The sequence below is a fragment of the Marinospirillum alkaliphilum DSM 21637 genome (assembly GCF_900119735.1).
GTDB lineage: Bacteria > Pseudomonadota > Gammaproteobacteria > Pseudomonadales > Halomonadaceae > Marinospirillum > Marinospirillum alkaliphilum.
On record NZ_FPJW01000002.1, the window covers coordinates 22663 to 44288 of the forward strand.

A 21626-nucleotide genomic window follows, 5' to 3' on the forward strand; every position below is an offset into this window, starting at 1 on the left:
GATCCAGGGTTTAACCGTCAGGTTTTATTCAACGCGGATGGCCGCATAACCATTGCTGCGGATGCGGGATGAAAAGTCATATTGGGTGCCACGGTAAAACACTTCTGCCACATGGCCGTAACCAAACACCATGCGGAAGGGGGGCTCCCCTTCCAGTAAAATGGCATCACCAGCGCGCATCAGATTGGCGTGCAGAATGCGATCGGTGTTGTCACGTACTTCCAGCCAGCAGTCACCGGTGAAGGTGAGTGCTACCAGGCGGCCATTGCCCAGGGTTGCAAGCGCTGGATCACCAGTGATGGTGCGTACCGGAGCCACTTCAGGCTGGGTTGGTCCAGTGCTGGTTTCGCCCGTGCCGATGGTGGTGCGGGGGGCTGTGGTCACTGAAGGTGCAGGAGGTGCAACGGTTGGTTGGCTCACTGAAAGTTCGGGGCTGCCGGTGGCTGCCGCTTCAGGAGTAGGTGGTTCAGGCTCCGGTTCTGCAAGTGTGATCGGGGCCAGTATGGTTTGTCCATCCAGGGTTTCAACCTGCACTTCCTGGCTGGTGACTTCCGGAAGGGTTTCAGTGCTGCGGCTTTGCCACCAGAGGATGATGATGGTGATCAGGGCTGCAATCACAACCAGTGTAAAAAGCTTGAAAATCAGATGACTGCTTTTTTCTGGTTTGAGGGTTTCCACCGGTTGAATTTTTTCTTCCTTGTGCATTTCCGGGTAGTGGGCAGCAAAACAGTTCAGCACTTCTTCCGGGTTTATGCCTACAAAGCGGGCATAAGCACGAATGTAGCCCTTGATGAAGGTGGTGCTGTGCAACTGGCTGAAGTCTTCGTTTTCCAGGGCGGGAACATAGGTCGGCATGAAGTTGAGCTTGCGCGCCACTTCAGCCTGGGAGAGTCCGCGGGCTTCTCGCGCCTTTTTCAGCAGCTCGCCGGGGCGGCTGCAGTTGACCTGATGGCCTGTCTGCCCTTCGTCATGCAGCTGATCATTCTGATGCGCTTCTGTCATGTCTCTGGAGTCCTCAGTTGGCAGGGTCCGGATTATTGGATGCCGTACTCAGCAATTCTTTAATGTATTGCTGCTCACGCTGGTTTCCAGTGCGCTCGGCCAGCAACAGTGCCTGCTGCAGGGTTGGTTCGTCACGAACGCCCAGATTGCGCAGGATTTGCCATTGTTGCTCGGCTTCCCGCAGTCGCCCCTGTTGAAAGTGGATGCTCAGCAGTTCGCGGTGTGCGCTGGGGCTGGAGCGACCTTCATTGCGTGCCAGGATCACTGCACGGTTGAAGGCATCAGTGGCTGCCGTGGTGTTGTCCAGTCGCAGCATCACGTACCCAAGATTTACAAACAGCTGTGAGCGATTCAGGTAGTTGACATCCTGAACAGCCCGTTCCAGCTCGCGGCGGGCTTCATCATAACGGCTTTGTTCGAATAAAAAAGCTGCATAATTGTTTCTGGCTACGGTTTTTGTGGGATCCGCACGTAAAGCTCTTTTAAAGTAGTCTTCAGCAAGTTGATGTTCTTCCTGCTGCTGCAGTGCCAATGCCATGCCGTGTAGTGCCCGTGGGTGGCGAGGTCTGACCTCCAGGGCGCGGCGGAACTCGCGTAATGCCCGCTGGGGTTGTCCTTCATCCAGATAACCCATGCCCAGGTTGGCGTAAGCGGTGGCCTGCTGCTCGGGGTCGGTTTGCTCCCAAGGTGGTTTGGTTGCACAGCCACTGAGCAACAACAGCGAAATGAGTAGCAAGGCAATGCGGGTCATCCTTTGTCACCTTATATTCTTGTTAAACGGCTGGAGGCAATTGGGTTACGGGAATCTTCTGTTGCTCTGCATAACGGGCACTGCGCCGGGTTTTGTCCTGTACCCGACCCACCAGTTGGCCGCAGGCGGCATCAATGTCATCGCCCCGGGTGGTACGAATGGGTGCCGAGTAACCCAGTTCATGCAGCCAACCCTGAAAACGCATCACCTGATTGCGGGATGGGCGTTGATAGCCGGATCCCGGAAAGGGGTTAAAGGGAATCAGGTTGATCTTGCAGGGCAGCTGCTTGAGCAGTGCAGCCAACTGCTGGGCATGCTGCTGCTGATCATTGATACCGGCAATCAGGGTGTATTCAATGGTCACTTCCCGTGAGTCACCACACTTTTTCAGATAACGCTGGCAGGCGGCCAGCAGTTCACTGATCGGGTATTTGCGGTTAACCGGTACTAACTCGTTGCGCAATTCATCGGTGGGCGCATGCAGGGAAATCGCCAGTGATACATCAATTTCATCACCCAGCTGATCCAACTGTGGCACTAACCCGGAAGTGGACAGGGTGACGCGGCGCTTGGACAGGCCATAACCATTGTCGTCCAGCATGATCTGCATGGCATCCACGGCAGCACGGTAGTTCATCAGTGGTTCGCCCATGCCCATCATCACCACGTTGGTGACGGGGCGGTTGCCGGTGTCCTTGCGGGGGCCGAAGGAGTGTTGCGCCACCCACACCTGACCAATGATTTCAGCGACGGTCAGGTTGCGTTGAAAACCCTGTTTGCCGGTTGAACAAAAAGAGCAGTCCAGCGAGCAGCCAACCTGCGAGGAGACACAAAGGGTGCGGCGGTTTTCGCCGGCAGGAATCAGTACGGTTTCGATATGGCTGCCATTACCCACTTCCAATACCCATTTGCGGGTGCCGTCACTGGAGAAGTCTTCCAGCACCACTCTGGGTGGGCGGATTTCAGCACAGGCTTCAAGTTTTTCACGCAAAGCCTTGCTGAGATCGGTCATCTGTTCAAAAGAGCTGGCGCAACGGTGGTGCATCCACTTCATGACCTGGGCGGCGCGGAATTTTTTTTCGCCCAGCTGCTCCACAAAAAACGCTTCCAGCTGCGGCAGGGTCATGCCCAGCAGATTGGTTTTTTCGGTATTGGCGGTTTGGGTGCTGCAAGTCATGGTGTTGGCCCGTGATTCCGGATGAAACAGATGCCGGATGAAACAGAAACAGAGTTTGGCGAAAAAAACCTGTGGTTACAAGCGCCAGAAGGGCAGACACAGGTCTACCCTTCCGGTGAGGCTTCTTTGCAGTCGTTCAGGACGAAGGATCAGCCGCGTGGGCAGATTTCGTTGTCGCTGAAGAAGTAAGCTACTTCGCGAGCTGCAGAGGTGGTGGAGTCAGAGCCGTGTACCGCGTTGGCATCAATGGAGTTGGCAAAGTCAGCACGAATGGTGCCGGCAGCTGCTTCTTTCGGGTTGGTGGCACCCATCAGTTCGCGGTTTTTCAGAACGGCATTTTCGCCTTCCAGAACCTGCACCACTACTGGACCAGAGGTCATGAAGTCAACCAGGTCTTTAAAGAAGGGGCGCTCCTTGTGCTCGGCATAAAAGCCTTCGGCCTGTTCGCGGCTGAGGTGTTGCATCTTGGCGGCAACAATCTGCAGGCCGGCTTTTTCAAAGCGGGACAGGATTTCGCCAATAACATTCTTGGCAACGGCATCGGGCTTGATGATGGACAGGGTGCGCTCAACAGCCATGAAAATCTCCAGTGTGAGGTTGTGAATAGGGTTCAGGTTAAACTTTCGGCGCAGATTATACGCTGAAGCTTTCTCCACAACCACACTCGTCTTTGACCTTTGGATTATTGAAGCGGAAATAGCGGTTCAGGCCTTCGGTGACATAATCCACCTCGGTGCCATCCATCATTGGCAGGCTGTCGCGATCAACAATGATTTTAACGCCATGCGCTTCAAACACGGCATCATTGGCTTCAACCCGGTCGGCGAAGTCCAGCACATAAGAAAAACCCGAACAACCGCTGGGTTTGATTTTGACACGTAAACCTTCACCCTGACCGCGTTCTTGCAGGCAGCGGGTGATGTGTTCGGCAGCAGCTGAAGAAATGGAAATGGACATGGTGTTCACCCCTGTGTGGTTGCGTGCAGGCGCTCAAGGGCCTGATTCAGTCGCTGACCTGCTTGTGTCGCTTGTTCACAGGTCAGGTAGCGCCCGAAGCTGAAGCGGATGGAACTGAGTGCCAGTTCACGCTGCAGCCCCAGCGCTGTTAATACATAAGACGGATCCAGGCTGGCAGAGTTGCATGCCGAGCCGGTGGAAACGGCCAGTTCGGGCAGAGCCATGATCAGAGTTTCAGCCTCTATCCCCGGGAATGCCAGGTTGATGATGCCGGGCCAGTTATCGTCATTATCGGCATGCTGGTGATAAAAGGCAGGGTTCAGGCCTTTCAGAAAGGCATCACGGCACAGGGTGATGTGATCCCGGTCGGCCTGCAGCTGGCTGACTGCCAGCTCGGCTGCCAACCCCATGCCCACCAGTTGATGAGTAGGTAGGGTGCCGGAGCGCATGCCGCGTTCATGACCACCGCCATGGATCAGCGCCTCAATATGCACTGCCGGTTCGCGGCGGACATAAAGTGCGCCCACGCCCTTGGGACCGTAAAACTTGTGTGCGCTCAATGACAGCAGGTCGACCTGCATGCGTTTAACATCGATGGGCAACTTGCCGGCTGCCTGAGCCGCATCAACATGAAACAGGGTATTGCGGTCACGCAGCAGTTCACCGACTTCCATCACTGGATTAACACTGCCCAGTTCATTGTTCACCAGCATCAGTGAAACCATCAGGGTGTCATCGCTCAGTGCTTCGGTGACCTGGCTGAGTTGAATGCGGCCTTGATGATCGGGTTGCAGGCGGGTGATTCGATAACCCTGTTGTTCCAGCCAGCTGCAGGTATCCAGCACGGCCTTGTGCTCAATGGCCGAGGTGATGATGTGGCGACCCTTGTCCGGATTGGCGCGTGCAGCACCAATCAAAGCCAGATTGTTGGCTTCGGTGGCACCGGAGGTCCAGACGATTTCCCGCAGGTCGGCACCGATCAGTGCGGCCACCTGGCGGCGGGCTTTTTCAACCGCCTGTTCTGCTTGCCAGCCGAGCAGGTGTGAACGTGAAGCTGGGTTGGCAAAACAGCCATCCAGTGTCAGGTGTGCAGCCATCAGTGCGGCCACTTCCGGTGCTGCAGGAGTGGTGGCGGCGTAATCCAGGTAAATGGGGTTGTTCATGGGTGTGCAGCTGAGCCTCAAACCACGGAGACCTGAATTTTATCACGCTTTGCAACCGGGTTACCTGCCTCCAGCGGGGCTTTCAGGCCTTCTTCCCTGGCCACCAGTTCGGCCAGACTGATGTTGCTGAGAAACTGGTGAATCTGATCGGATAACTGGCACCAGAGGTGATGAGTCAGGCAGGTGTGACCCTGGCGACAGTCACCCTTGCCGCGACAGCGGGTGGCATCCACGGACTCATTGACAGCATCAATCACCTGGGCGACAAAAATGTCTGCACTGTCACGGGCCAGTTGGTAGCCGCCACCGGGGCCGCGCACACTGGTGACCAGGTCATTGCGGCGCAGGCGGGCAAACAGCTGCTCCAGATAAGACAGGGAAATTTCCTGGCGTGTGGAAATGTCGGCCAGTGAAACCGGGCCTTGACGGGCATTCAGGGCCAGATCCAGCATGGCTGTGACCGCATAACGGCCTTTGGTGGTCAGTCGCATCACAAATTCCCCTGATAAGGTATGTGCAGGGATTATGCAAAGACCTTGTATTTTAGTCAAGTAATCCCTGTATTGATCTGCGACTGGCTATTTCAGTCTGATATTTCCTGGCTGCGCAGGTAATCCTCATAACTGCCGTGGAAGTCGACGATGCCGGTGGGTGTCAGTTCCAGAATGCGGGTGGCCAGAGAGGAAACAAATTCCCGGTCGTGACTGACAAAAATCAGGGTGCCGGGATAGTTTTCCAGTGCCAGGTTCAGTGACTCGATGGACTCCATATCCAGGTGGTTGGTGGGTTCATCCATCACCAGGATGTTGGGGCGTTGCAGCATCAGTTTACCGAACAGCATGCGGCCCTGTTCGCCACCGGAGATCACCTTGACGGACTTGTCGATGTCCTTCTGGGAGAACAGCAGGCGACCCAGGGTGCCGCGAATCACCTGCTCGTCATCTTTTTCCTGGCCCCATTGGGCCATCCAGTCATACAGGCTGAGTGGTTCTTCAAATTCGTGAGCGTGGTCCTGGGCGTAATAACCGATGTTGGCATTTTCCGACCATTTCACCTTGCCACTGGTGGCTTGCAGATCACCCACCAGGCATTTCAGCAGGGTGGATTTACCAATACCGTTGGGGCCGATGATGGCAATGCGTTCACCCACTGCCACCTGCAGGTTGAAGTCGCGGAAGAGTTCGGTGTCAAAACGATGCCCCAGCTTTTCAATTTCCAGCGCGGTGCGGTGGAGTTTCTTTTCCTGCTCAAAGCGGATGAAGGGGTTCTGACGGCTGGAAGGTTTGATTTCTTCCAGTTGGATCTTGTCGATCTGCCGGGCACGGGAGGTGGCCTGTTTTGATTTGGAGGCGTTGGCAGAAAAGCGGCTGACAAAGGCCTTCAGGTCAGCAATCTGGGCTTTCTTCTTGGCATTGTCGGCCTGCATGCGCTCACGGGCCTGAGTGGAGGCCAGCATGTACTCATCATAGTTGCCGGGGTAGATGCGGATTTCACCATAGTCCACGTCGGCCATGTGGGTGCAGACACTGTTCAGGAAGTGGCGGTCGTGAGAAATGATCACCATGGTGCAGTCACGCTGGTTGAGTACACCTTCCAGCCAGCGGATGGTGTTGATGTCCAGGTTGTTGGTGGGTTCATCCAGCAGCAGGATGTCCGGTTCGGCAAACAGCGCCTGGGCCAGCAGCACACGCAGTTTCCAGCCGGGTGCCACTTCGCTCATCGGGCCATCATGCTGTTCCAGTGGAATGCCGACACCCAGCAGCAGTTCACCGGCACGGGATTCGGCGGTGTAACCATCCATTTCGGCAAACTCGCCTTCCAGTTCACCGGCACGGATGCCGTCGGCTTCGGTCATTTCTGCCTTGGCATAAATGGCATCACGCTCTGCTTTGACGGTCCAGAGTTCTTCGTGACCCATGATCACTGTGTCGATCACCGAGTACTGCTCATAAGCAAACTGATCCTGGCGCAGTTTACCCAGTCGCTCGTTGGGGTCTTTGGATACGTTGCCGGCAGTCGGCTCCAGGTCGCCACCGAGGATTTTCATGAAGGTGGATTTGCCGCAGCCGTTGGCACCAATCAGGCCATAACGGTTGCCGTTGCCGAATTTGACAGAGACGTTTTCAAACAGTGGCTTGGCGCCAAACTGCATGGTGATGTTTGCAGTGGTCAGCAAGGGAATTTACTCAGTTGTGATGGATGAAGCAGGAGTCGGGCAGAAAAATGGCGCGCATTATGTCATAACGGCGCCGTTTCTGCTGCTGATCAGGATGCTGAAGGGGTTATTTTTTGCCCGGTTTGCGGCGACGGCCGATTTCTTCCAGTCCACACAGGGCACAGACATCACCGTCATCCGGGAAGTCGTCACCTTCAATGTCCGGCAGCTTTTCTTCGCGGAAGTTGCTGTCCAGACGATGCAGGGCGTGGCAGATCTGGCCCATGCGTTCATCCACGGCATGCATGTGATCGAGCAGACCACGAATGGATTTGGCCACCGGATCGGGCATTTCTTCGCTGATGCCATAGGCATCAAAACCAAAGCGCCGATGTGCAGCGGCCCGTTTTTCCGGGTCCACCTGCAGGTCATCTTCCGGTTCATCCGGTTGCTGGCGCAGCACGATACGACCGGGAATGCCGACCACTGTTGCTCCGGCAGGTACTTCCTTGGTGACCACTGCGTTGGAACCGATCTTGGCACCCTTGCCAACCGTGAAGGGGCCAAGGATTTTGGCACCGGCCCCCACTATCACCCCGTCTTCCAGGGTCGGGTGGCGCTTGCCCTTGTTCCAGCTGGTGCCGCCCAGGGTGACACCGTGGTAGAGGGTGACGTCATCACCGATTTCAGCGGTTTCACCGATCACCACACCCATGCCGTGATCGATGAAAAAACGCTGGCCGATGCGGGCGCCGGGATGGATTTCGATACCGGTCAGCCAACGTGCCCAGGTGGACATCCAGCGAGCCAGCCATTTTAAACCGCGTTGCCATAACCAGTGGTTGCAGCGATGAAACAACAGGGCGTGCAGGCCGGGGTAGGTGGTCAGCACTTCAAACCAATTGCGTGCGGCGGGGTCGCGCTCGAACACGCTGTTGATGTCATCACGTATCTGTCTGAACATCAGTTGTTCCCGTGTGGGGTGCGGGCAGCCTTCTGGGTCTGGGTCAGGATGCCGCGCAGCATGTTGATTTCCATGGCATCGGGCCGGGCGCGCAGGTACAGGCGGCGCAGGCGGCTCATCAGCTGTCTCGGGTTATCGGGGTTGTGAAAGTCAATTTCAATCAGGGTCTGCTCTAAATGTTCAAAAAACAGTTCCAGCGCCTTGCCATCTGCAAAGGGAACATCCCATTCAGTACCAAAGGGTTGTTCCGGGTCTGTCGTTTGTCCGACACAGGCCATGCGTAATTCGTAGCTGAGCACCTGTACTGCAGCAGCCAGATTCAATGAACTGAAGTCAGGATTACAGGGAATGTGCACGTGCAGGTGGCAGAGGTGCAGCTCTTCATTGCTCAGCCCGCGATCTTCACGTCCGAACACCAGTGCCACTCGATGTTGCTGATGGCGCAGTTCTTCATGCAAGCGCCCTGCCAACTGATTCGGGTTGATCAACGGCCAGGGCAGATTGCGTGAACGGGCGCTGGTGCCGGCGACCAGGGTGCAGTCACTGATGGCGTCTTCCAGGCGTTCAAAAATCTGGGCTTGCTCCAGCAGGTCGGTGGCTCCGGAGCTGCGCAGGTCTGCTTCCGGGTGTGGAAACTGAGCACGAGGGGCCACCAGGCATAGCTGTGACAGGCCCATGTTTTTCATGGCGCGGGCGACTCCCCCGATGTTGCCGGGGTGAGAGGTGCCGACCAGTACAATCTTGACGGCGTTCAGTAAAGCGGGGCTGGTCATCAGGTTTCTCGGAAAAGGCTGGTTCTGCGGCTTGTTATTGCGCGAAAACTCATTATCATACTCTTCCCTTTCGTTCCTTAACAATGATGGCCGGTGAAGTATGCACCCGACAATTCAATTGGCATTGCGTGCTGTACGCAGTGTCGGTGAGCACTATGAGTATGTTTCCGAGCGTCTGGATCTGGCGCGTGTTGACAATGCACTGACGGAATTGCTGGAAAACTGTGGTCGCCGTGTTGAGCAGGCGCTGGAGCGTCAGCTGGTGCGCGCCCATCCTGATGCCTCTTTTCAGGGACGCAGTGTACAACTGAAAGGCAGTGGTGACATGAGTTGGGTGGTTAATCCTCTGCTGGGTTATGAGAACCTGGAACGAGGTTACCCCGCATTTGCCCTGTCACTGGCCATTTTCCTGCGTGGCAAGCTGGAACACGTCATCATTTTTAATCCTGCCACCGGTCAGGAATATCTGGCCAGTCGTGGTCGTGGTGCCACACTGAACGGTCGTCGCATTCGTGTTTTATCTGGCTGGAAGGCTGAAAAAGCCGCTGTGGCTTTCCCGCTACCTGCTGCTGAACTGCGCCAACAACTTTTCCCGGTTTATCTGAATCTGTTGCCTCAGGTGGGCATGCAGGCATTACACGCCAGCGGTTGTGTGGCGCTGGATATCTGTGCGGTGGCGGCGGGTCAGCTGGAAGCCGGTATTTTCCTGGGCGCTGATGAAAGCGAGCTGGCACCGGCCCTGCTGGTCCTGAAAGAGGCCGGTGGCTTGTACGGTGATTTGAGTGGTGCTCCGGCACTGACTGCAGAGGGGCGTCTGCTGGTCACCAACCCCAAGGCATTTCGTCAACTGGTCAGCCAGTTAAAACCTCATCTGGTGTAATGCACTGGTTTTAAAAGATTTTAATGCTGATCAAAAAACCCGATGATCTCAAGATCATCGGGTTTTTTGTTTCTGGTTGGTGGCCTGGGGTAAAGGTGACGTATGGAAAACGGGATGACAGGTATCGACTGATGCAGATCAATAAACAATGTTCTATTTGATTGTTATTATCATTTACATCTGGGTGACCATCTGATAATGTCTCTCAATACCTGAAGGTGTGACCTTCGCAGATCACGTCCAATCCAGCAAAAAGGAAAAACTCATGCGCAACAAGTTTTTTGCCCCACTTGCCCTGGTCGGTGCCTTGCTGGCCGCTCCAGTGGTTTCTGCAGCAACCCTGACCCTTTACTCTGGTCGTGGTGAATCGTTGGTACAACCCTTGGTGAGTCAGTTTGAGCAGCAGACTGGCATCAAGGTGAATGTGCGGTATGGCGATACAGCGCAGCTGGCAGTATTGCTGCAGGAAGAAGGGCGTCGCAGTCCTGCTGATGTTTACTGGGGTCAGGATGCTGGTGCCATGGGTGCGGTGAGCCAGGCCGGACTGCTGGCCAGCCTGCCTGCAGATGTTTATGAAAACCTGCCGGGTATTTACAAGAGTGTGACCGGTAATTGGGTGGCCACCAGTGGTCGTGCGCGCCTGCTGGTGCATTCACTGGAGCGTGCGCCGGTAGCAGAACATCCCAGGAGTGTTTTTGATCTGACTGATGCACAGTATCGTGGTCGGGTTGGCTGGGCGCCCACCAATGGCTCTTTCCAGTCTTTTGTGACTGGTATGCGAGTGACCTATGGTGATGAAAAAACCCTGGAGTGGCTGAATGCCATGAAGGCCAATGGTGTGAAGGCTTTCCGTAATAATGGCACCATTATTCAGGGGGTTGCGGATGGTGAAATTGATTATGGCCTGACCAATAACTACTACCTGCCGCGCCAGACCCGCATGAATCCCAATTATCCGGTAGGCCAGGTCTTTTTTGCTGATGGTGATATTGGTAACCTGATGAATGTGGCAGGTGCTGCGGTCGTCAAAACCAGCAGAAAGCAGAAGGAAGCGGCGCAGCTGGTGCGTTTCCTGATTTCTGCGCCGGCGCAGGAGTACTTCTCCATGGATGTGAATGAATACCCGGTGATTCCCGGTGTCACTCACAATCCCCATGGTGCAACCTACGACCAGGCCATCAAGGCGAGTCCCTCCATTGACCTGGACAAACTGAGTGATCTGGAAGGCACTTTAAACCTGTTGCGTCGTGCTGGCTTGATCTGATCTGCATTTTCACCCGGACCTGGTGCTTAACACCGGTCCGGGTTACTGATGGATAAAGTGATGAACCCGAAATCCCTGACCGGCGCAGGATCCGTGGCAACAGCCCTGATTCTGGCCGGTTTTCTTCATGCGGCAGAGGACGCTGGCTCGCGCCAGTTGGAGCAAGCCACCCAACAGCAGGCGGTGACCATTCAGCGCCAGGTGGAACAATTGGATGCCCGTCGCCAGGCCGACTTTCAGCAGTGGCGTCAGGTGCGTCGTGAAACCCTGCTGCTGGATGCTCACAATGAACGTCAGCAGGCCTGGAATCAGCGTCTGAGAGAGCAGATAGAGAGCCTGGAGCAACAACTGGACAGTCTGGATACTACTCGTGAAGCCCTGGAGCCTTTGTTGCAGGACATGGCGCAGCGACTGGAAGATTTCATTCGACATGATTTGCCATTCCGGCAGGATCAGCGCCTGCATCGGGTACGAGAGCTGAAAAGTCTGCTGGGGCGGGTGGATGTCAGTCATGCGGAAAAACTCCGCCATCTGTTGAATGCCTATCGTAGTGAAGTGGAACAGGGGCGGATGTTGGCTTCCAGCCGTGAATTCATTCGCCTGAGCCCGGAAGCAGAAACTGAACGCTTGATTCTGCTGCGGGTGGGCCGGATTGGTCTGTATTACTTGTCTGAAGATGAACGTCGGGCGGGCTACTGGTCTGCTGAAGCCGGGCGCTGGCAAAACCTCGGTAGCCGTGAGCGTCAGGAAGTACTGCGCGGACTGGCACTGGCCGAAGAGCGGGGTTTACCAGAGTTTTTGAATCTGCCCTTGTCAGTGCCGGTGCGTGATGCAGTTGATGGAGGTGCAGAATGAAGGCGCTGCGTTGGCTGCTGGCCGTCTGTTTGCCACTGCTACTGATGGCCTCCTTGCAGGCTGAAACCGCTCTGCCGGAAGACTACTGGCAGCAATTATTGCAACAAACCCGTGACGCCAGTGTTGAGCGTCGACTGCAAGAAGAAGCCCGTCTGCAATTGTCACGCACGGAGGCTGATGTGCAGGCAAAAGCTCTGGCGGAAGCACGTGAAGCGTTGCGTCAGGCACAGCGACTGCGTCAGCAACTGGAAACTGAACAGGAAACTCTGGAAACCAGCCTGCAGGATGTGCAAGAACGACTGCAGCGACGTTCTGCCGCCCTGGGTGAAGTTTTTGCGGTCTATCGGGATGAAAAATCAACCCTTTATGGTCTGCTGTCCGATGCGCGTTATACCCACCAATATCCGGAATTGCTGGCATTTCTGAGGCCCGACCAACAGGTTGCACGCCTGCCAGAAATTGCCGATTTTTACCAGCTGTGGGAAAGCCTGCAGCAGTCCTGGTTGGCAACGGCTCAGGTCAGTCGTTATCAGGGGCACTGGGTGGATGGTGCCGGACAGGTGCGTAAGGAAGCCATTTTGCGACTGGGTGATCTGCAGTTGCAGGTGAAAGAAGGTGTGCTGCGTTTGCCGGAAGGTGCCCTGCCGTCACTCTGGCCACGTCAGCCGAGTGGTCTGGTGCGACAGAACGCTGCTTTTCTGGCATCAGGCCAGGGTTCAGTGGTGCTGGATCCTGCACGCGGCTTGACCCTGGAGCTGCACAGCCGCCAGCCGACGCTGGTGGAAAGGGTTCGGCAGGGGGGCGCCGTTGGTTATCTGATCCTGGCGTTGGGTCTGGCTGGTCTGCTGGTGGCGGCAGTGCAATCGGTGCGGCTGCTGCTGGAGCAGAAACGGGTTAGAAAACAACTGGGTGATACCAAAGATTTGCAGCCGGATAATGCTCTGGGGCGGGTATTGTCCGGCATGCAGCCAGCCCCGGTCAGTGATCTGCCGCCAGAAGCCTTGGAAGCGCGGCTGGATGAGCTGCTGGTGCGTGAATCAGCAGCACTGGAGCGCGGGCTGTCACTGGTCAAACTCCTGGCTGCCATGGCACCGCTGCTGGGGCTGTTGGGTACCGTGACCGGCATGATTGCCACTTTTCAGGCGATTACCCTGTTTGGCACCGGTGATCCTTCGCTGATGGCCGCCGGTATTTCCCAGGCTCTGGTCACCACCGTACTGGGGTTGATCACTGCGGTGCCCTTGCTGTTGGCACACCTGTTATTACAGGGTCGTTCACGCCAGCTGGCGCGTATACTGGAAGCCGAAAGTTCTGCCTGGCTGGCTGAGTTGCTGGGTCAGTCAAAAACGGCAGCAGGTGCATCAGGCTCAGCGGGTGGATCCAGGTGATGAGCGGTTTTCTGGCACTGATGCAGCAGGGCGGCCTGATCATGTGGCTGATTTTTCTGGTGGCCGTGCTGCAGGTGTATCTTTTCCTGCAGCGCTGGTTCAGTTGGCCGGCATTCGAGTGGCGATCGGCATCAGAAACCACTCGTCCTGCGCTGGTGCGCCGTGCCGAGCAGTTGCAGGCCAGCAATCAGCTGGAGCAGGGTTTATCACTACTCAAAGCCCTGGTAGTGATTACACCGCTATTGGGTTTGCTGGGTACGGTTACTGGCATGATGCTGGTGTTTGACGGGTTGAGTCTGGGCACCGCTGCTGATCCCCGGCGCTTGTCTTCCGGTATTGCCCGAGCCATTTTGCCGACCTTTGCCAGCATGGCAGTGTTGCTGCTGGGTATGTTTTTTCTCAGTTTCTGGCAGCGCCGGGCACGCAAGAGCCTGCAGGGCCATTAATAAAATTGGAGCAGTCTAGTGCGTAGAAGCAGTTTGCTCAGTCAGCAGCAAGACGATACTGAGGTGAATCTGACGCCCATGCTGGATGTGGTATTTATCCTGCTGATCTTTTTTATTGTCACCACCAGCTTTGTGCGTGAAAGCGGTATCGAAGTGGACGCACCCCAGGCATCCACAGCTGAGGTGCAGGCGCAGGCCAGCATTCTGATCGCCATCACGCCGGATGGTGATATCTGGGTGGATCGACAGCCAGTGTCTCTGGCAGCTCTCGGTCCGGCGGTGGCACGTCTGCAGGCAGCACAACCCCAGTCGGGTGTGGTGATTCAGGCCGACAAGGCATCACGCTCCGGTCGACTGGTTGAAGTCATGGACCGATTGCGCCAGGCCGGTGTGGATCGTATTGCCCTGGCGGCACAACCTTGAGTGAGGCATTCATGATGCTGGAACGTGCCAGAAATCTGATGCTGATGCCTCTGGCTGCTGGACTATCGATTAGCCTGTTTGCTGGGCTGGGCTGGATTATCCAGTCACCTGTGGGTGGCTCTGCGGAGGCGCCGCAGCGTTTTGCCATGAACTGGGTACAACTAACGCCCGAACCGGATCTGGAGGTCCTGCGACCACCACCGCCCCCGCCGCCACCGGAAGCACCGAGTGTGATGCCTGAGATGGCGTCTACATCATCTGCGGCTGCCACCAGCGCAGCCATTCCTTCACGACTGGACATGAACCTGCCCGCTCTGGACATGGGCATGGCCGATCCGGGCTTGCCCAGTCTGCAAGGGTTGGGTGGCATGGGGCAATCTGAAATGCCGGTGTATCGTGAAAACCCCCAATACCCACGCCAGGCACTGGTGCACCGTCTGGAGGGCTGGGTGGAGCTGTCATTTGAAGTGGATGCACGAGGTCAGGTGATTCCCGACAGCATTGAGGTGATTGCTGCTGAACCTGAGCAGGTGTTTGATCGTGCGGCACGCCGTGCTCTGGCCCGCTGGCGTTTTGCTGCCCATGAAATGAATGCTGGCGGCAGTCGCAGACTGCAGCAGCGACTGGAGTTTCGTCTGGAAGGTGAAGGATGAAGGTGATAGCTGGGCTGATTTCTGGGCTGGTATTACTGCTGGTGGTTGGAAAGATTCAGGCTGATGCCGTACCGCTGACGCCACGTCAATATGAACAGTTGAATCAGTTGGGTGAGTTACTGGTGACTGATCAGCAGGCTGCCTTGCAAAAGGGTGATGAACTGTTTCGTCAGCCAGGTGGAACGGCTGAGCAGCGTGCCTTTGTGCGTGCCTTTGCTGCCCGGGTGCTGGCGCAGATTCATCAGCAGCAAGAGCAGCTGGATCGGGCTGTCGATGTGATTGAACTGGCCCTGCAGGACCAGCAACAACTGGACCAACAGAGTGTTCAGTCCCTGCGCTGGCAGTTGATGCAACTGCGGGTGGCGCAGGGTGATTACGCTGCAGCATTACAAGTGCTGGAAAGCTGGTGGCAGGATGAAGCGACACCCGAGGCTGAAGCCCATTACCTGCGTGCGGCACTACTGGCACAACTGGAGCGCTGGAAACAGGCTGAACCCTGGGTGATGCAGGCATTACAGCAGCGCAAGGAACTGTCTCAGCAACAACCGGATGCCTGGCTGGCGCTGGCAGTGGTGATTCATCAACAGCTGCAACAATGGCCTGAAGCGGCAGCACTACAGCATCAGCGGGTATTGCAAACTCCGGAGCGCAGCCCTTTATGGGGACAATTGGCGCAGCTGCAGCAACTGGCCCGGCAAGAGCAGCAGGCGTTGGTGACGCTGGAGCTGGCGCAACGGGGGGGTCACCTGAATGACAGGGAACAGTTTGAGCTGGGGCGGAGCCTCTTGTTGGCTCAACAACCGCTGCGGGCAGCAAGGGTCTTTGAGCAGTTGCTTGAAACAGACAAGGAGCCTTCCGAGCGCCTGCTGCAGATGACCGCTCAGGCCTGGCTGCAAACCACACAACAGCAGGAAACTGCTCAGGCGCTACAGCGACTGGCCCATGCAACCGGCAAGGTGGGAGACTGGCGTCGCCTGGGAGATTGGCATTTCAGCCAGGGCAACTGGCAAGCGGCCATTGATGCCTGGCAGCTGGTAACGCAGGAGGAGCGGTTGGAGGCTCGTGACAAGGCACGCCTGGAGTTATTGATGGCCAATGCCTGGATTGAACTGCAAGAGTACGCTCAGGCGCGCAAGCTGCTGGAAAATCTGCTGGCCAGTTCGGAAGCCGCAGCAGCAAGGCAGTGGCTAAACTACCTGAATGCCTTGCCAGCTGACTGATCCCAGGTTCAACATCCATAACCCTCTTGCTGTTTTGCCTGTCCCAGTGCGGCGAGCGCCAGCAGGACTGGTTCCACGGCTTTGTCGGGTCTGGAGCGAGCGCCCATTTTACCCCATAAAGTGGCTGGCGGCTTTCTGTACCCTCAGGGGGCTTTCTGTTAGCATGCACCGCTTTCATTGGCCCATTGTTTCAGATCCGGGAAGATCCTCCAGTGTAAGTCCTGCCTTTTTTGAAGTTCGGCAACCTTGCCGATTTCCAGTTCAGACTGGCCGATGTCAGTCGGTGTGATTTTTGCTGCAGCCCTTGAAGAAGGTGCTGCCGTTCTTCGAGCCTGCTGTAAAACAATAAAAATGACCGTTTGCTTTCGTGCGGCGGGCAGGATGTGTTTTATACCTGACAAAGTGAAACGAGAAACATGATCCAGTCGATCAAGCAAAACTGGTTTGCCAATGTGCGCGGTGACCTGCTCGCCGGTATTGTGGTGGCGCTGGCGTTGGTGCCGGAAGCCATTGCCTTTTCCATCATTGCCGGTGTTGATCCCAAAGTCGGTTTGTATGCTTCCTTCTGTATTGCCGTGGTGATTGCCTTCACTGGTGGTCGCCCCGGCATGATTTCCGCCGCCACCGGTGCCATGGCACTGCTGATGGTGACGCTGGTACGGGAGCATGGTCTGGAATACCTGCTGGCGGCCACGGTATTGACCGGCGTATTACAGATCATTGCCGGTTACCTGAAACTGGGTGATCTGATGCGCTTTGTGTCCCGTTCGGTGGTGACGGGCTTTGTGAACGCGCTGGCGATCCTGATTTTCATGGCGCAATTACCGGAGCTGACCAACGTGACCTGGCATGTGTATGCCATGACCCTGGCAGGCCTGGGCATCATTTACCTCTTCCCCTATGTGCCGGTGATCGGCAGGCTGCTGCCTTCGCCGCTGGTGTGCATTGTGGCGCTGACTGCTGTTGCGCTGATCTGGGGTATTGATATCCGCACGGTAGGGGATATGGGGGAGTTACCAGATACCCTGCCGGTCTTTTTATGGCCGGATGTGCCGCTGAATCTGGAAACCCTGCTGATCATCCTGCCCTATTCCATCATGCTGATGGTGGTGGGTCTGCTGGAATCCATGATGACGGCCACCATTGTGGATGATCTGACCGACACCAAAAGCGATAAGAATCGCGAGTGCAAGGGTCAGGGTATTGCCAACATGGTGTCTGGTGTTTTTGGTGGCATGGCCGGTTGCGCCATGATTGGTCAGTCGATCATCAACGTGAAATCCGGCGGTCGCACGCGCCTTTCCACCCTGACTGCCGGGGTGTTTCTGCTGATTCTGGTGGTATTCCTCAGTGACTGGTTAACGGTGATTCCCATGGCTGCACTGGTGGCGGTGATGATCATGGTGTCGATTGGTACCTTCAGTTGGGATTCAGTGGTGAACCTGAAAAAACACCCGCTTTCCACCAATATCGTGATGGTCGTCACGGTGGCAGTGGTGGTTGCCACGCACAATCTGGCCATCGGTGTGTTTGTCGGTGTGTTGCTGGCTTCACTGTTTTTTGCCAACAAGGTGGGCCATTACATGACGGTGAAAAAGAGTCAGCGTGATGATGGCACCCGTGTTTACACCGTCACCGGGCAGGTGTTTTTCACTTCATCGACCAAGTTCATGGCTTCCTTTGACTTCAAGGAAGTGGTCGACAAGGTGGTGATTGATCTAACGGCAGCTCACTTCTGGGACATTACAGCAGTGGAGTCGCTGGATCGTGTAGTGATCAAGTTGCGCCGCGAAGGGGCGGAAGTGGAGCTGCTAGGCTTGAATGAAGCCAGTGCCACCCTTGTTGATCGTTTTGGGGTGCATGATGATCCAAAGGGTGTGGAAAAGCTGATGGGCGGCCATTGATAACAAGAAGGAAAGCAAAACATGAAAAACATTGTTGCATGTATTGATAATTCCCATGTGGCTGCTGCGGTTTGTGATGCCAGTGCCTGGATCAGCAAGCAAGTGGAACGGCCGCTGCTGTTGCTGCACGTGCTGGATAAAAGTGTTTACCCCGCCAAAACGGACCTGAGCGGTAATCTGGGTCTGGGGGCGCGGACGCACCTGCTGGAAGAGCTGGCCGATCTGGATGCCCAGCGCAGCAAGCTGGCGCTGGAACAGGGGCGTCTGCAGCTGGAAGAAGCCCGTAAGCGTGTTGAACAGCAAGGTGTTCGCGAAGTGGAAACCCTGCAGCGTCATGGACATTTTGTGGAAACCCTGGCGGATTTGCAGCAGGACACCCGGATTCTGGTGATGGGTCGTCAGGGTGAAGATCATCAGGCCGGTGTGCGGGAAATAGGCAGCAATCTGGAAACAGTGATTCGTACACTGGGCTGCCGCATTCTGGTGACACCGCCAGATTTCAAAACCCCATCAAAAGTGCTGCTGGCCTATGATGCCAGCCCTACGGCCAAGAAGGTGTTACAGGTGATTGCCAGCAGCCCTTTGTGCAAGGGTCTGCCCTTTCACCTGCTGATGGTGGGAGAAAGAAGTGACAAGAACCTGTTGTTGTTGGAAGAGGCGCGTGAAGAACTGGAGGCCAGGGGGCATTCCGGGGTCACAACGGCGTTGAAAAGTGGTGAGGTGGAGCAAACCCTGCTGAACCATGTGGCCGAACATCAACTGGATCTGATCGTGATGGGTGCTTATGGCCACTCCCGCATCCGCCAGTTCCTGGTGGGGAGCACCACCACCAACCTGCTGCGCAGAAGTGAAGTACCGATCCTGCTGATGCGGCAGTGAGGCAGGTGTTTTCTTCTCAGGATTGCTGTGGAGGAATCTGCTTTTCCAGAGCTTTAATGTGCTCAGTCAGTCCCAGCGCCTTGTCCACATCAATCTGGATGGCGATGCCGGTGCCGAGGCTTTCATCCAGTTGTCCGGCTGCCAGTACTGCTTCCATGACTTCATCGGCACGCCGCTTTTCGGTGAGAATCAGCAGTACATCCCGAGGGTTGAGGATTTCAAGCCCGAAAATGCCCAGGGTTTTCTGCAGACCCTGGCCTCTGGCATTGGTGATGATGGTGGCGCCCGTTGCGCCCGCCTTGCGTGAAGCATCCAGAACCTTGTCGGTTTTGTCTTCGTCCACAAACACCATGATCAGCTTGAAATCCATGACCCTCTCCTTTTTGGTTATTCAACTTTAGCCAGCAGGGCTTCCATGATGTCATCCATGGCCACAAAACCCAGCAGCTCATTGTCTTGCAGTACCAGCAGACGTTTGATGCGGTTCTGAGCCATCAGGCTGGCTACGTGTTTAACTGCCAGGCTTTCACCCACTGACATTGCTGGCTTGATGCAGACGTCGTAGACGTTCAGAAGGTCGATGTCGCCTTCTTCTGCAATGACTGTTTTCAGGATGTTGGTGTAGGTGATTAATCCCCAGGCATCACTGTCACTCTGTTTTTCCACTACCAGGGATTTCAGCTTGTGGCGTTTCATCAGGCTGAGGGCTTCACGCAGCTTGGCAAAAGGAGAGATGGTGACCACATCCCGGACCATTACATCTTTGACTTGCATAAGGGCACCTTTAAGTCAGAGTTTTTCTTTCAGATGTTGTTCAAACTTCTGGAACTGGCTGATATCAATGCCGCCAAGATGCTCCAGTGGCACGGTGAACACCAGCCCCTGGGAATCCTTGCCATCCGGCATCACCAGGTGCTGGATGGCTTTGAGGACCTGTAACGACAGGCTTTTTTCCAGCACCATCAGCAGCAGGCTCTGGCTGCCATCATAACTCAAGCCAAAAAAGGATTTCTTGACGGAGTTGCTGATGCCTCGGCCAGGCAATACGGTGATGCCACCAGCCCCAAGGTCTCGAGCGGCGTCAATGGAGGGCTGTTCCAGCTCTTCCGGTACGATGGCAACAAGTGCAGAGAACTTCATGGGTTCACCTTCCGGTTTGCAGTCGATTGTCTCAGTAGTGTTGTGTAGTGCATGAAGATGGCGTAAAGCATAACAGTGACGATCGGAAAGATGGAGGCAAAGGCAATCAGCCCAAAACCGTCAATCAGTATATTACGCCCTTCAATGTGGGTGGCCAGGCCAATGCCCAGTGCGGTGACCAGCGGCACGGTCACTTCTGAAGTGGTCACACCACCCAGATCATAAGCCAGTGCAATGATGTAGCGGGGAGCCAGGAAGGTCAGCAGGATCACCAGCAGATAGCCACCCATGATGTAGTAGTGCATGGAGCCACCGACAATGATGCGATGCACGCCAATGGTGATGCCGGCTGCAACACCTATGGCCACCAGAATGCGAATGACATTACCGTTCAGTTTGCCGGATGCTGCTTCCTCGGCTTGTTTGCCAACCGCAATCAACGCGGGTTCCGCCATGGTGGTGGCAAAACCGATCATGAAGGCAAACAGGTAAATGAAGCCGTACTGGTTCAGACCAATCAGCTGTTCAGCCATGCTGCTGCCAATCGGGAACAGCCCCATTTTCAAGCCAACCACAAAGGCATAAAGGCCAAAAATCACCAGGGCAAAGCCGAACAGGATCTTGGGTGGGTTGCTGAGCGGGCGGCGCATGATGATGTACTGGAAAAACAGAATGGTCAGGATGATGGGTAATACATCCCGGATCATGGTGGCCAGTTCCAGCAGCATTTTTAATGCGCCGGTGGGCCCGGTTGCCATCGCCGCGGCATCCAGCAGCTGTTCCGGAGCCGGTGACTCGCTGGAATAAACCAAAATGCCGTACAGCTGTACACTGATCATCGGCACCATGACCGCCAGAGCCACCAGGCCAAAACCGTCGGTCAGTGGGTTGCGGCCACGAATGGAGGCAGCCAGGCCGATACCCAGGGCTGCAATCAAAGGCACCGTAACGATGTTGGTGGTGACACCACCGGAGTCATAAGCCAGGCCAACAATTTCTTCTGGCGCAAACCAGGTAACAATGACTACCAGGATGTAACCACAGATCATGAACCAGTGCAGCGGCCAACCCAGAATGGTACGGAATACGCCCAGAGCAATCACCAGGCCAACAGAAAAGGCCACCAGCAGGCGCAGGGTGAGAGCATCAATGCGTCCCTCACTGATGTCCTGGGCCTGCTGGGCAACAGCAATGAGTGCCGGTTCAGCCACCACGGCTGAAAAGCCAATGGCAAAACCAAATGAAAGCAGAATGGGAATGGAGCCACGCCTGGCAAACTGGTTGGACAGGCTTTTGCCAACCGGAAAAATACTCAGTTCCAGACCTTGCAGAAACAGCGCAACACCCAAGGCAACAATCAATAAGCCAATGGCCATGCTGAGGGTGTCGTCAGGAATCTGGCGCAGGATCAGCAGTTGAAAAAACACCACAACCACCACGATGGGTAGCAGGTTCTTCAGCGCGTGAAGAAAGGCATGGTAAAAGTCTTTGAGGTAGTGCACCGCGTCCTGTATCCCTGAAAGTCCTGTCTTTGGTCGGGGATTCTACCGACTGCGGATGACAGCGACAAGAAACACTTGCAGCCTGACGGTGAGGGTTTAAGCTGATAGGGTTTTCCGTAAAAATCAGAGA

At 55.7% G+C, this 21626-nt stretch carries 25 protein-coding genes; 10 read left to right on the plus strand and 15 right to left on the minus strand.

Going from position 1 to position 21626, the window contains the following annotated elements:
* Nucleotides 1-24 precede the first annotated feature (24 nt).
* The 10 genes from BT114_RS03295 to BT114_RS03340 form a co-directional block, all read right to left on the minus strand.
* Entirely contained in the window at nt 25-1002 is a 978-nt protein-coding gene (locus tag BT114_RS03295) for a RodZ domain-containing protein (RefSeq protein WP_072324923.1), read from the minus strand.
* Between the two features lie 13 nt (nt 1003-1015).
* Nucleotides 1016-1753, minus strand: coding sequence for a tetratricopeptide repeat protein (locus BT114_RS03300; protein WP_072324924.1), 738 nt, complete (start codon nt 1751-1753; stop codon nt 1016-1018).
* Nucleotides 1754-1775: 22 nt separating this feature from the next.
* Nucleotides 1776-2930 carry a dual-specificity RNA methyltransferase RlmN gene (gene rlmN / locus BT114_RS03305; RefSeq protein WP_072324925.1) on the minus strand — a complete coding sequence of 385 codons (1155 nt, stop codon included), beginning with the start codon at nt 2928-2930 and terminating at the stop codon, nt 1776-1778.
* Between the two features lie 149 nt (nt 2931-3079).
* Nucleotides 3080-3508 carry a nucleoside-diphosphate kinase gene (gene ndk / locus BT114_RS03310; protein ID WP_072324926.1) on the minus strand — a complete coding sequence of 143 codons (429 nt, stop codon included), beginning with the start codon at nt 3506-3508 and terminating at the stop codon, nt 3080-3082.
* Between the two features lie 55 nt (nt 3509-3563).
* Nucleotides 3564-3887 (minus strand): HesB/IscA family protein, encoded by a 324-nt coding sequence (locus BT114_RS03315; protein ID WP_072324927.1) that lies wholly within the window; start codon nt 3885-3887, stop codon nt 3564-3566.
* Nucleotides 3888-3892: 5 nt separating this feature from the next.
* Complete coding sequence (locus BT114_RS03320) at nt 3893-5050, minus strand: aminotransferase class V-fold PLP-dependent enzyme (RefSeq protein ID WP_072324928.1); 1158 nt, start codon at nt 5048-5050, stop codon at nt 3893-3895.
* A gap of 17 nt (nt 5051-5067) precedes the next feature.
* Nucleotides 5068-5541 (minus strand): Fe-S cluster assembly transcriptional regulator IscR, encoded by a 474-nt coding sequence (iscR, locus tag BT114_RS03325; protein ID WP_072324929.1) that lies wholly within the window; start codon nt 5539-5541, stop codon nt 5068-5070.
* A gap of 92 nt (nt 5542-5633) precedes the next feature.
* Entirely contained in the window at nt 5634-7226 is a 1593-nt protein-coding gene (locus BT114_RS03330; RefSeq protein ID WP_072324930.1) for an ABC-F family ATPase, read from the minus strand.
* A 106-nt stretch (nt 7227-7332) separates the two neighbouring features.
* Nucleotides 7333-8169 (minus strand): serine O-acetyltransferase, encoded by an 837-nt coding sequence (gene cysE / locus BT114_RS03335; RefSeq protein ID WP_072324931.1) that lies wholly within the window; start codon nt 8167-8169, stop codon nt 7333-7335.
* Complete coding sequence (locus tag BT114_RS03340) at nt 8169-8942, minus strand: RNA methyltransferase (protein WP_072324932.1); 774 nt, start codon at nt 8940-8942, stop codon at nt 8169-8171. Before BT114_RS03340 ends, cysE begins: the two co-directional genes overlap by 1 nt.
* Nucleotides 8943-9042: 100 nt before the next feature.
* Here BT114_RS03340 and BT114_RS03345 point away from each other — a divergent pair, with 100 nt between their 5' ends.
* From BT114_RS03345 to BT114_RS03380, 8 genes are all read left to right on the plus strand, one after another.
* The gene (locus tag BT114_RS03345; protein WP_072324933.1) at nt 9043-9822 is read left to right on the plus strand and encodes an inositol monophosphatase family protein; all 780 of its coding nucleotides are present in this window, start codon (nt 9043-9045) and stop codon (nt 9820-9822) included.
* A 265-nt stretch (nt 9823-10087) separates the two neighbouring features.
* Complete coding sequence (locus BT114_RS03350; protein ID WP_072324934.1) at nt 10088-11086, plus strand: iron ABC transporter substrate-binding protein; 999 nt, start codon at nt 10088-10090, stop codon at nt 11084-11086.
* A 60-nt stretch (nt 11087-11146) separates the two neighbouring features.
* The gene (locus BT114_RS03355; RefSeq protein ID WP_177247038.1) at nt 11147-11941 is read left to right on the plus strand and encodes a DUF3450 domain-containing protein; all 795 of its coding nucleotides are present in this window, start codon (nt 11147-11149) and stop codon (nt 11939-11941) included.
* Nucleotides 11938-13329 carry a MotA/TolQ/ExbB proton channel family protein gene (locus BT114_RS03360; protein WP_072324936.1) on the plus strand — a complete coding sequence of 464 codons (1392 nt, stop codon included), beginning with the start codon at nt 11938-11940 and terminating at the stop codon, nt 13327-13329. The genes BT114_RS03355 and BT114_RS03360 overlap by 4 nt, the downstream gene beginning before the upstream one ends.
* Complete coding sequence (locus tag BT114_RS03365) at nt 13329-13775, plus strand: MotA/TolQ/ExbB proton channel family protein (RefSeq protein WP_072324937.1); 447 nt, start codon at nt 13329-13331, stop codon at nt 13773-13775. The genes BT114_RS03360 and BT114_RS03365 overlap by 1 nt, the downstream gene beginning before the upstream one ends.
* Nucleotides 13776-13793: 18 nt before the next feature.
* Nucleotides 13794-14198, plus strand: coding sequence for an ExbD/TolR family protein (locus tag BT114_RS03370; RefSeq protein ID WP_072324938.1), 405 nt, complete (start codon nt 13794-13796; stop codon nt 14196-14198).
* 11 nt (nt 14199-14209) lie between these two features.
* Nucleotides 14210-14851 (plus strand): TonB family protein, encoded by a 642-nt coding sequence (locus BT114_RS03375; RefSeq protein WP_143142753.1) that lies wholly within the window; start codon nt 14210-14212, stop codon nt 14849-14851.
* Entirely contained in the window at nt 14848-16071 is a 1224-nt protein-coding gene (locus BT114_RS03380) for a tetratricopeptide repeat protein (protein ID WP_072324940.1), read from the plus strand. Before BT114_RS03375 ends, BT114_RS03380 begins: the two co-directional genes overlap by 4 nt.
* 158 nt (nt 16072-16229) lie before the next feature.
* Here the strand turns inward: BT114_RS03380 and BT114_RS14860 are convergent, their stop codons facing one another.
* Entirely contained in the window at nt 16230-16508 is a 279-nt protein-coding gene (locus tag BT114_RS14860) for a hypothetical protein (RefSeq protein ID WP_143142754.1), read from the minus strand.
* Between BT114_RS14860 and BT114_RS03385 the strand changes: the two genes are divergently transcribed.
* A complete protein-coding gene (locus BT114_RS03385) occupies nt 16488-17975 on the plus strand; it encodes a SulP family inorganic anion transporter (protein ID WP_072324941.1) in 1488 nt (495 codons plus the stop codon). The genes BT114_RS14860 and BT114_RS03385 overlap by 21 nt on opposite strands.
* A gap of 21 nt (nt 17976-17996) precedes the next feature.
* The gene (locus BT114_RS03390; protein ID WP_072324942.1) at nt 17997-18854 is read left to right on the plus strand and encodes a universal stress protein; all 858 of its coding nucleotides are present in this window, start codon (nt 17997-17999) and stop codon (nt 18852-18854) included.
* A 16-nt stretch (nt 18855-18870) separates the two neighbouring features.
* Here the strand turns inward: BT114_RS03390 and BT114_RS03395 are convergent, their stop codons facing one another.
* Genes BT114_RS03395 through BT114_RS15300 form a run of 4 tightly spaced genes read right to left on the minus strand, consistent with a single transcriptional unit; the run spans nt 18871 to nt 21496 of the window.
* Nucleotides 18871-19224 (minus strand): P-II family nitrogen regulator, encoded by a 354-nt coding sequence (locus BT114_RS03395; protein ID WP_072324943.1) that lies wholly within the window; start codon nt 19222-19224, stop codon nt 18871-18873.
* 17 nt (nt 19225-19241) lie between these two features.
* Nucleotides 19242-19628 (minus strand): CBS domain-containing protein, encoded by a 387-nt coding sequence (locus BT114_RS03400; RefSeq protein ID WP_072324944.1) that lies wholly within the window; start codon nt 19626-19628, stop codon nt 19242-19244.
* A 15-nt stretch (nt 19629-19643) separates the two neighbouring features.
* Entirely contained in the window at nt 19644-19994 is a 351-nt protein-coding gene (locus tag BT114_RS03405) for a transcriptional regulator (protein WP_072324945.1), read from the minus strand.
* Nucleotides 19991-21496, minus strand: a complete 1506-nt coding sequence (locus BT114_RS15300) for a DUF1538 domain-containing protein (protein WP_072324946.1) — start codon at nt 21494-21496, stop codon at nt 19991-19993. The genes BT114_RS03405 and BT114_RS15300 overlap by 4 nt, the downstream gene beginning before the upstream one ends.
* Nucleotides 21497-21626: the final 130 nt, after the last annotated feature.

Excerpts from the sequence above, each read along its gene's own strand:
- BT114_RS03295 (WP_072324923.1), bottom strand. The coding sequence starts at position 1,002 with ATGACAGAAGCGCATCAGAATGATCAGCTGCATGACGAAGGGCAGACA.
- BT114_RS03300 (WP_072324924.1), bottom strand. The coding sequence starts at position 1,753 with ATGACCCGCATTGCCTTGCTACTCATTTCGCTGTTGTTGCTCAGTGGC.
- rlmN (WP_072324925.1), bottom strand. The coding sequence starts at position 2,930 with ATGACTTGCAGCACCCAAACCGCCAATACCGAAAAAACCAATCTGCTG.
- ndk (WP_072324926.1), bottom strand. The coding sequence starts at position 3,508 with ATGGCTGTTGAGCGCACCCTGTCCATCATCAAGCCCGATGCCGTTGCC.
- BT114_RS03315 (WP_072324927.1), bottom strand. The coding sequence starts at position 3,887 with ATGTCCATTTCCATTTCTTCAGCTGCTGCCGAACACATCACCCGCTGC.
- BT114_RS03320 (WP_072324928.1), bottom strand. The coding sequence starts at position 5,050 with ATGAACAACCCCATTTACCTGGATTACGCCGCCACCACTCCTGCAGCA.
- iscR (WP_072324929.1), bottom strand. The coding sequence starts at position 5,541 with ATGCGACTGACCACCAAAGGCCGTTATGCGGTCACAGCCATGCTGGAT.
- cysE (WP_072324931.1), bottom strand. The coding sequence starts at position 8,169 with ATGTTCAGACAGATACGTGATGACATCAACAGCGTGTTCGAGCGCGAC.
- BT114_RS03340 (WP_072324932.1), bottom strand. The coding sequence starts at position 8,942 with ATGACCAGCCCCGCTTTACTGAACGCCGTCAAGATTGTACTGGTCGGC.
- BT114_RS03345 (WP_072324933.1), top strand. The coding sequence starts at position 9,043 with ATGCACCCGACAATTCAATTGGCATTGCGTGCTGTACGCAGTGTCGGT.
- BT114_RS03350 (WP_072324934.1), top strand. The coding sequence starts at position 10,088 with ATGCGCAACAAGTTTTTTGCCCCACTTGCCCTGGTCGGTGCCTTGCTG.
- BT114_RS03355 (WP_177247038.1), top strand. The coding sequence starts at position 11,147 with ATGAACCCGAAATCCCTGACCGGCGCAGGATCCGTGGCAACAGCCCTG.
- BT114_RS03360 (WP_072324936.1), top strand. The coding sequence starts at position 11,938 with ATGAAGGCGCTGCGTTGGCTGCTGGCCGTCTGTTTGCCACTGCTACTG.
- BT114_RS03365 (WP_072324937.1), top strand. The coding sequence starts at position 13,329 with ATGAGCGGTTTTCTGGCACTGATGCAGCAGGGCGGCCTGATCATGTGG.
- BT114_RS03375 (WP_143142753.1), top strand. The coding sequence starts at position 14,210 with ATGATGCTGGAACGTGCCAGAAATCTGATGCTGATGCCTCTGGCTGCT.
- BT114_RS03380 (WP_072324940.1), top strand. The coding sequence starts at position 14,848 with ATGAAGGTGATAGCTGGGCTGATTTCTGGGCTGGTATTACTGCTGGTG.
- BT114_RS03385 (WP_072324941.1), top strand. The coding sequence starts at position 16,488 with ATGATCCAGTCGATCAAGCAAAACTGGTTTGCCAATGTGCGCGGTGAC.
- BT114_RS03390 (WP_072324942.1), top strand. The coding sequence starts at position 17,997 with ATGAAAAACATTGTTGCATGTATTGATAATTCCCATGTGGCTGCTGCG.
- BT114_RS03395 (WP_072324943.1), bottom strand. The coding sequence starts at position 19,224 with ATGGATTTCAAGCTGATCATGGTGTTTGTGGACGAAGACAAAACCGAC.
- BT114_RS03400 (WP_072324944.1), bottom strand. The coding sequence starts at position 19,628 with ATGCAAGTCAAAGATGTAATGGTCCGGGATGTGGTCACCATCTCTCCT.
- BT114_RS03405 (WP_072324945.1), bottom strand. The coding sequence starts at position 19,994 with ATGAAGTTCTCTGCACTTGTTGCCATCGTACCGGAAGAGCTGGAACAG.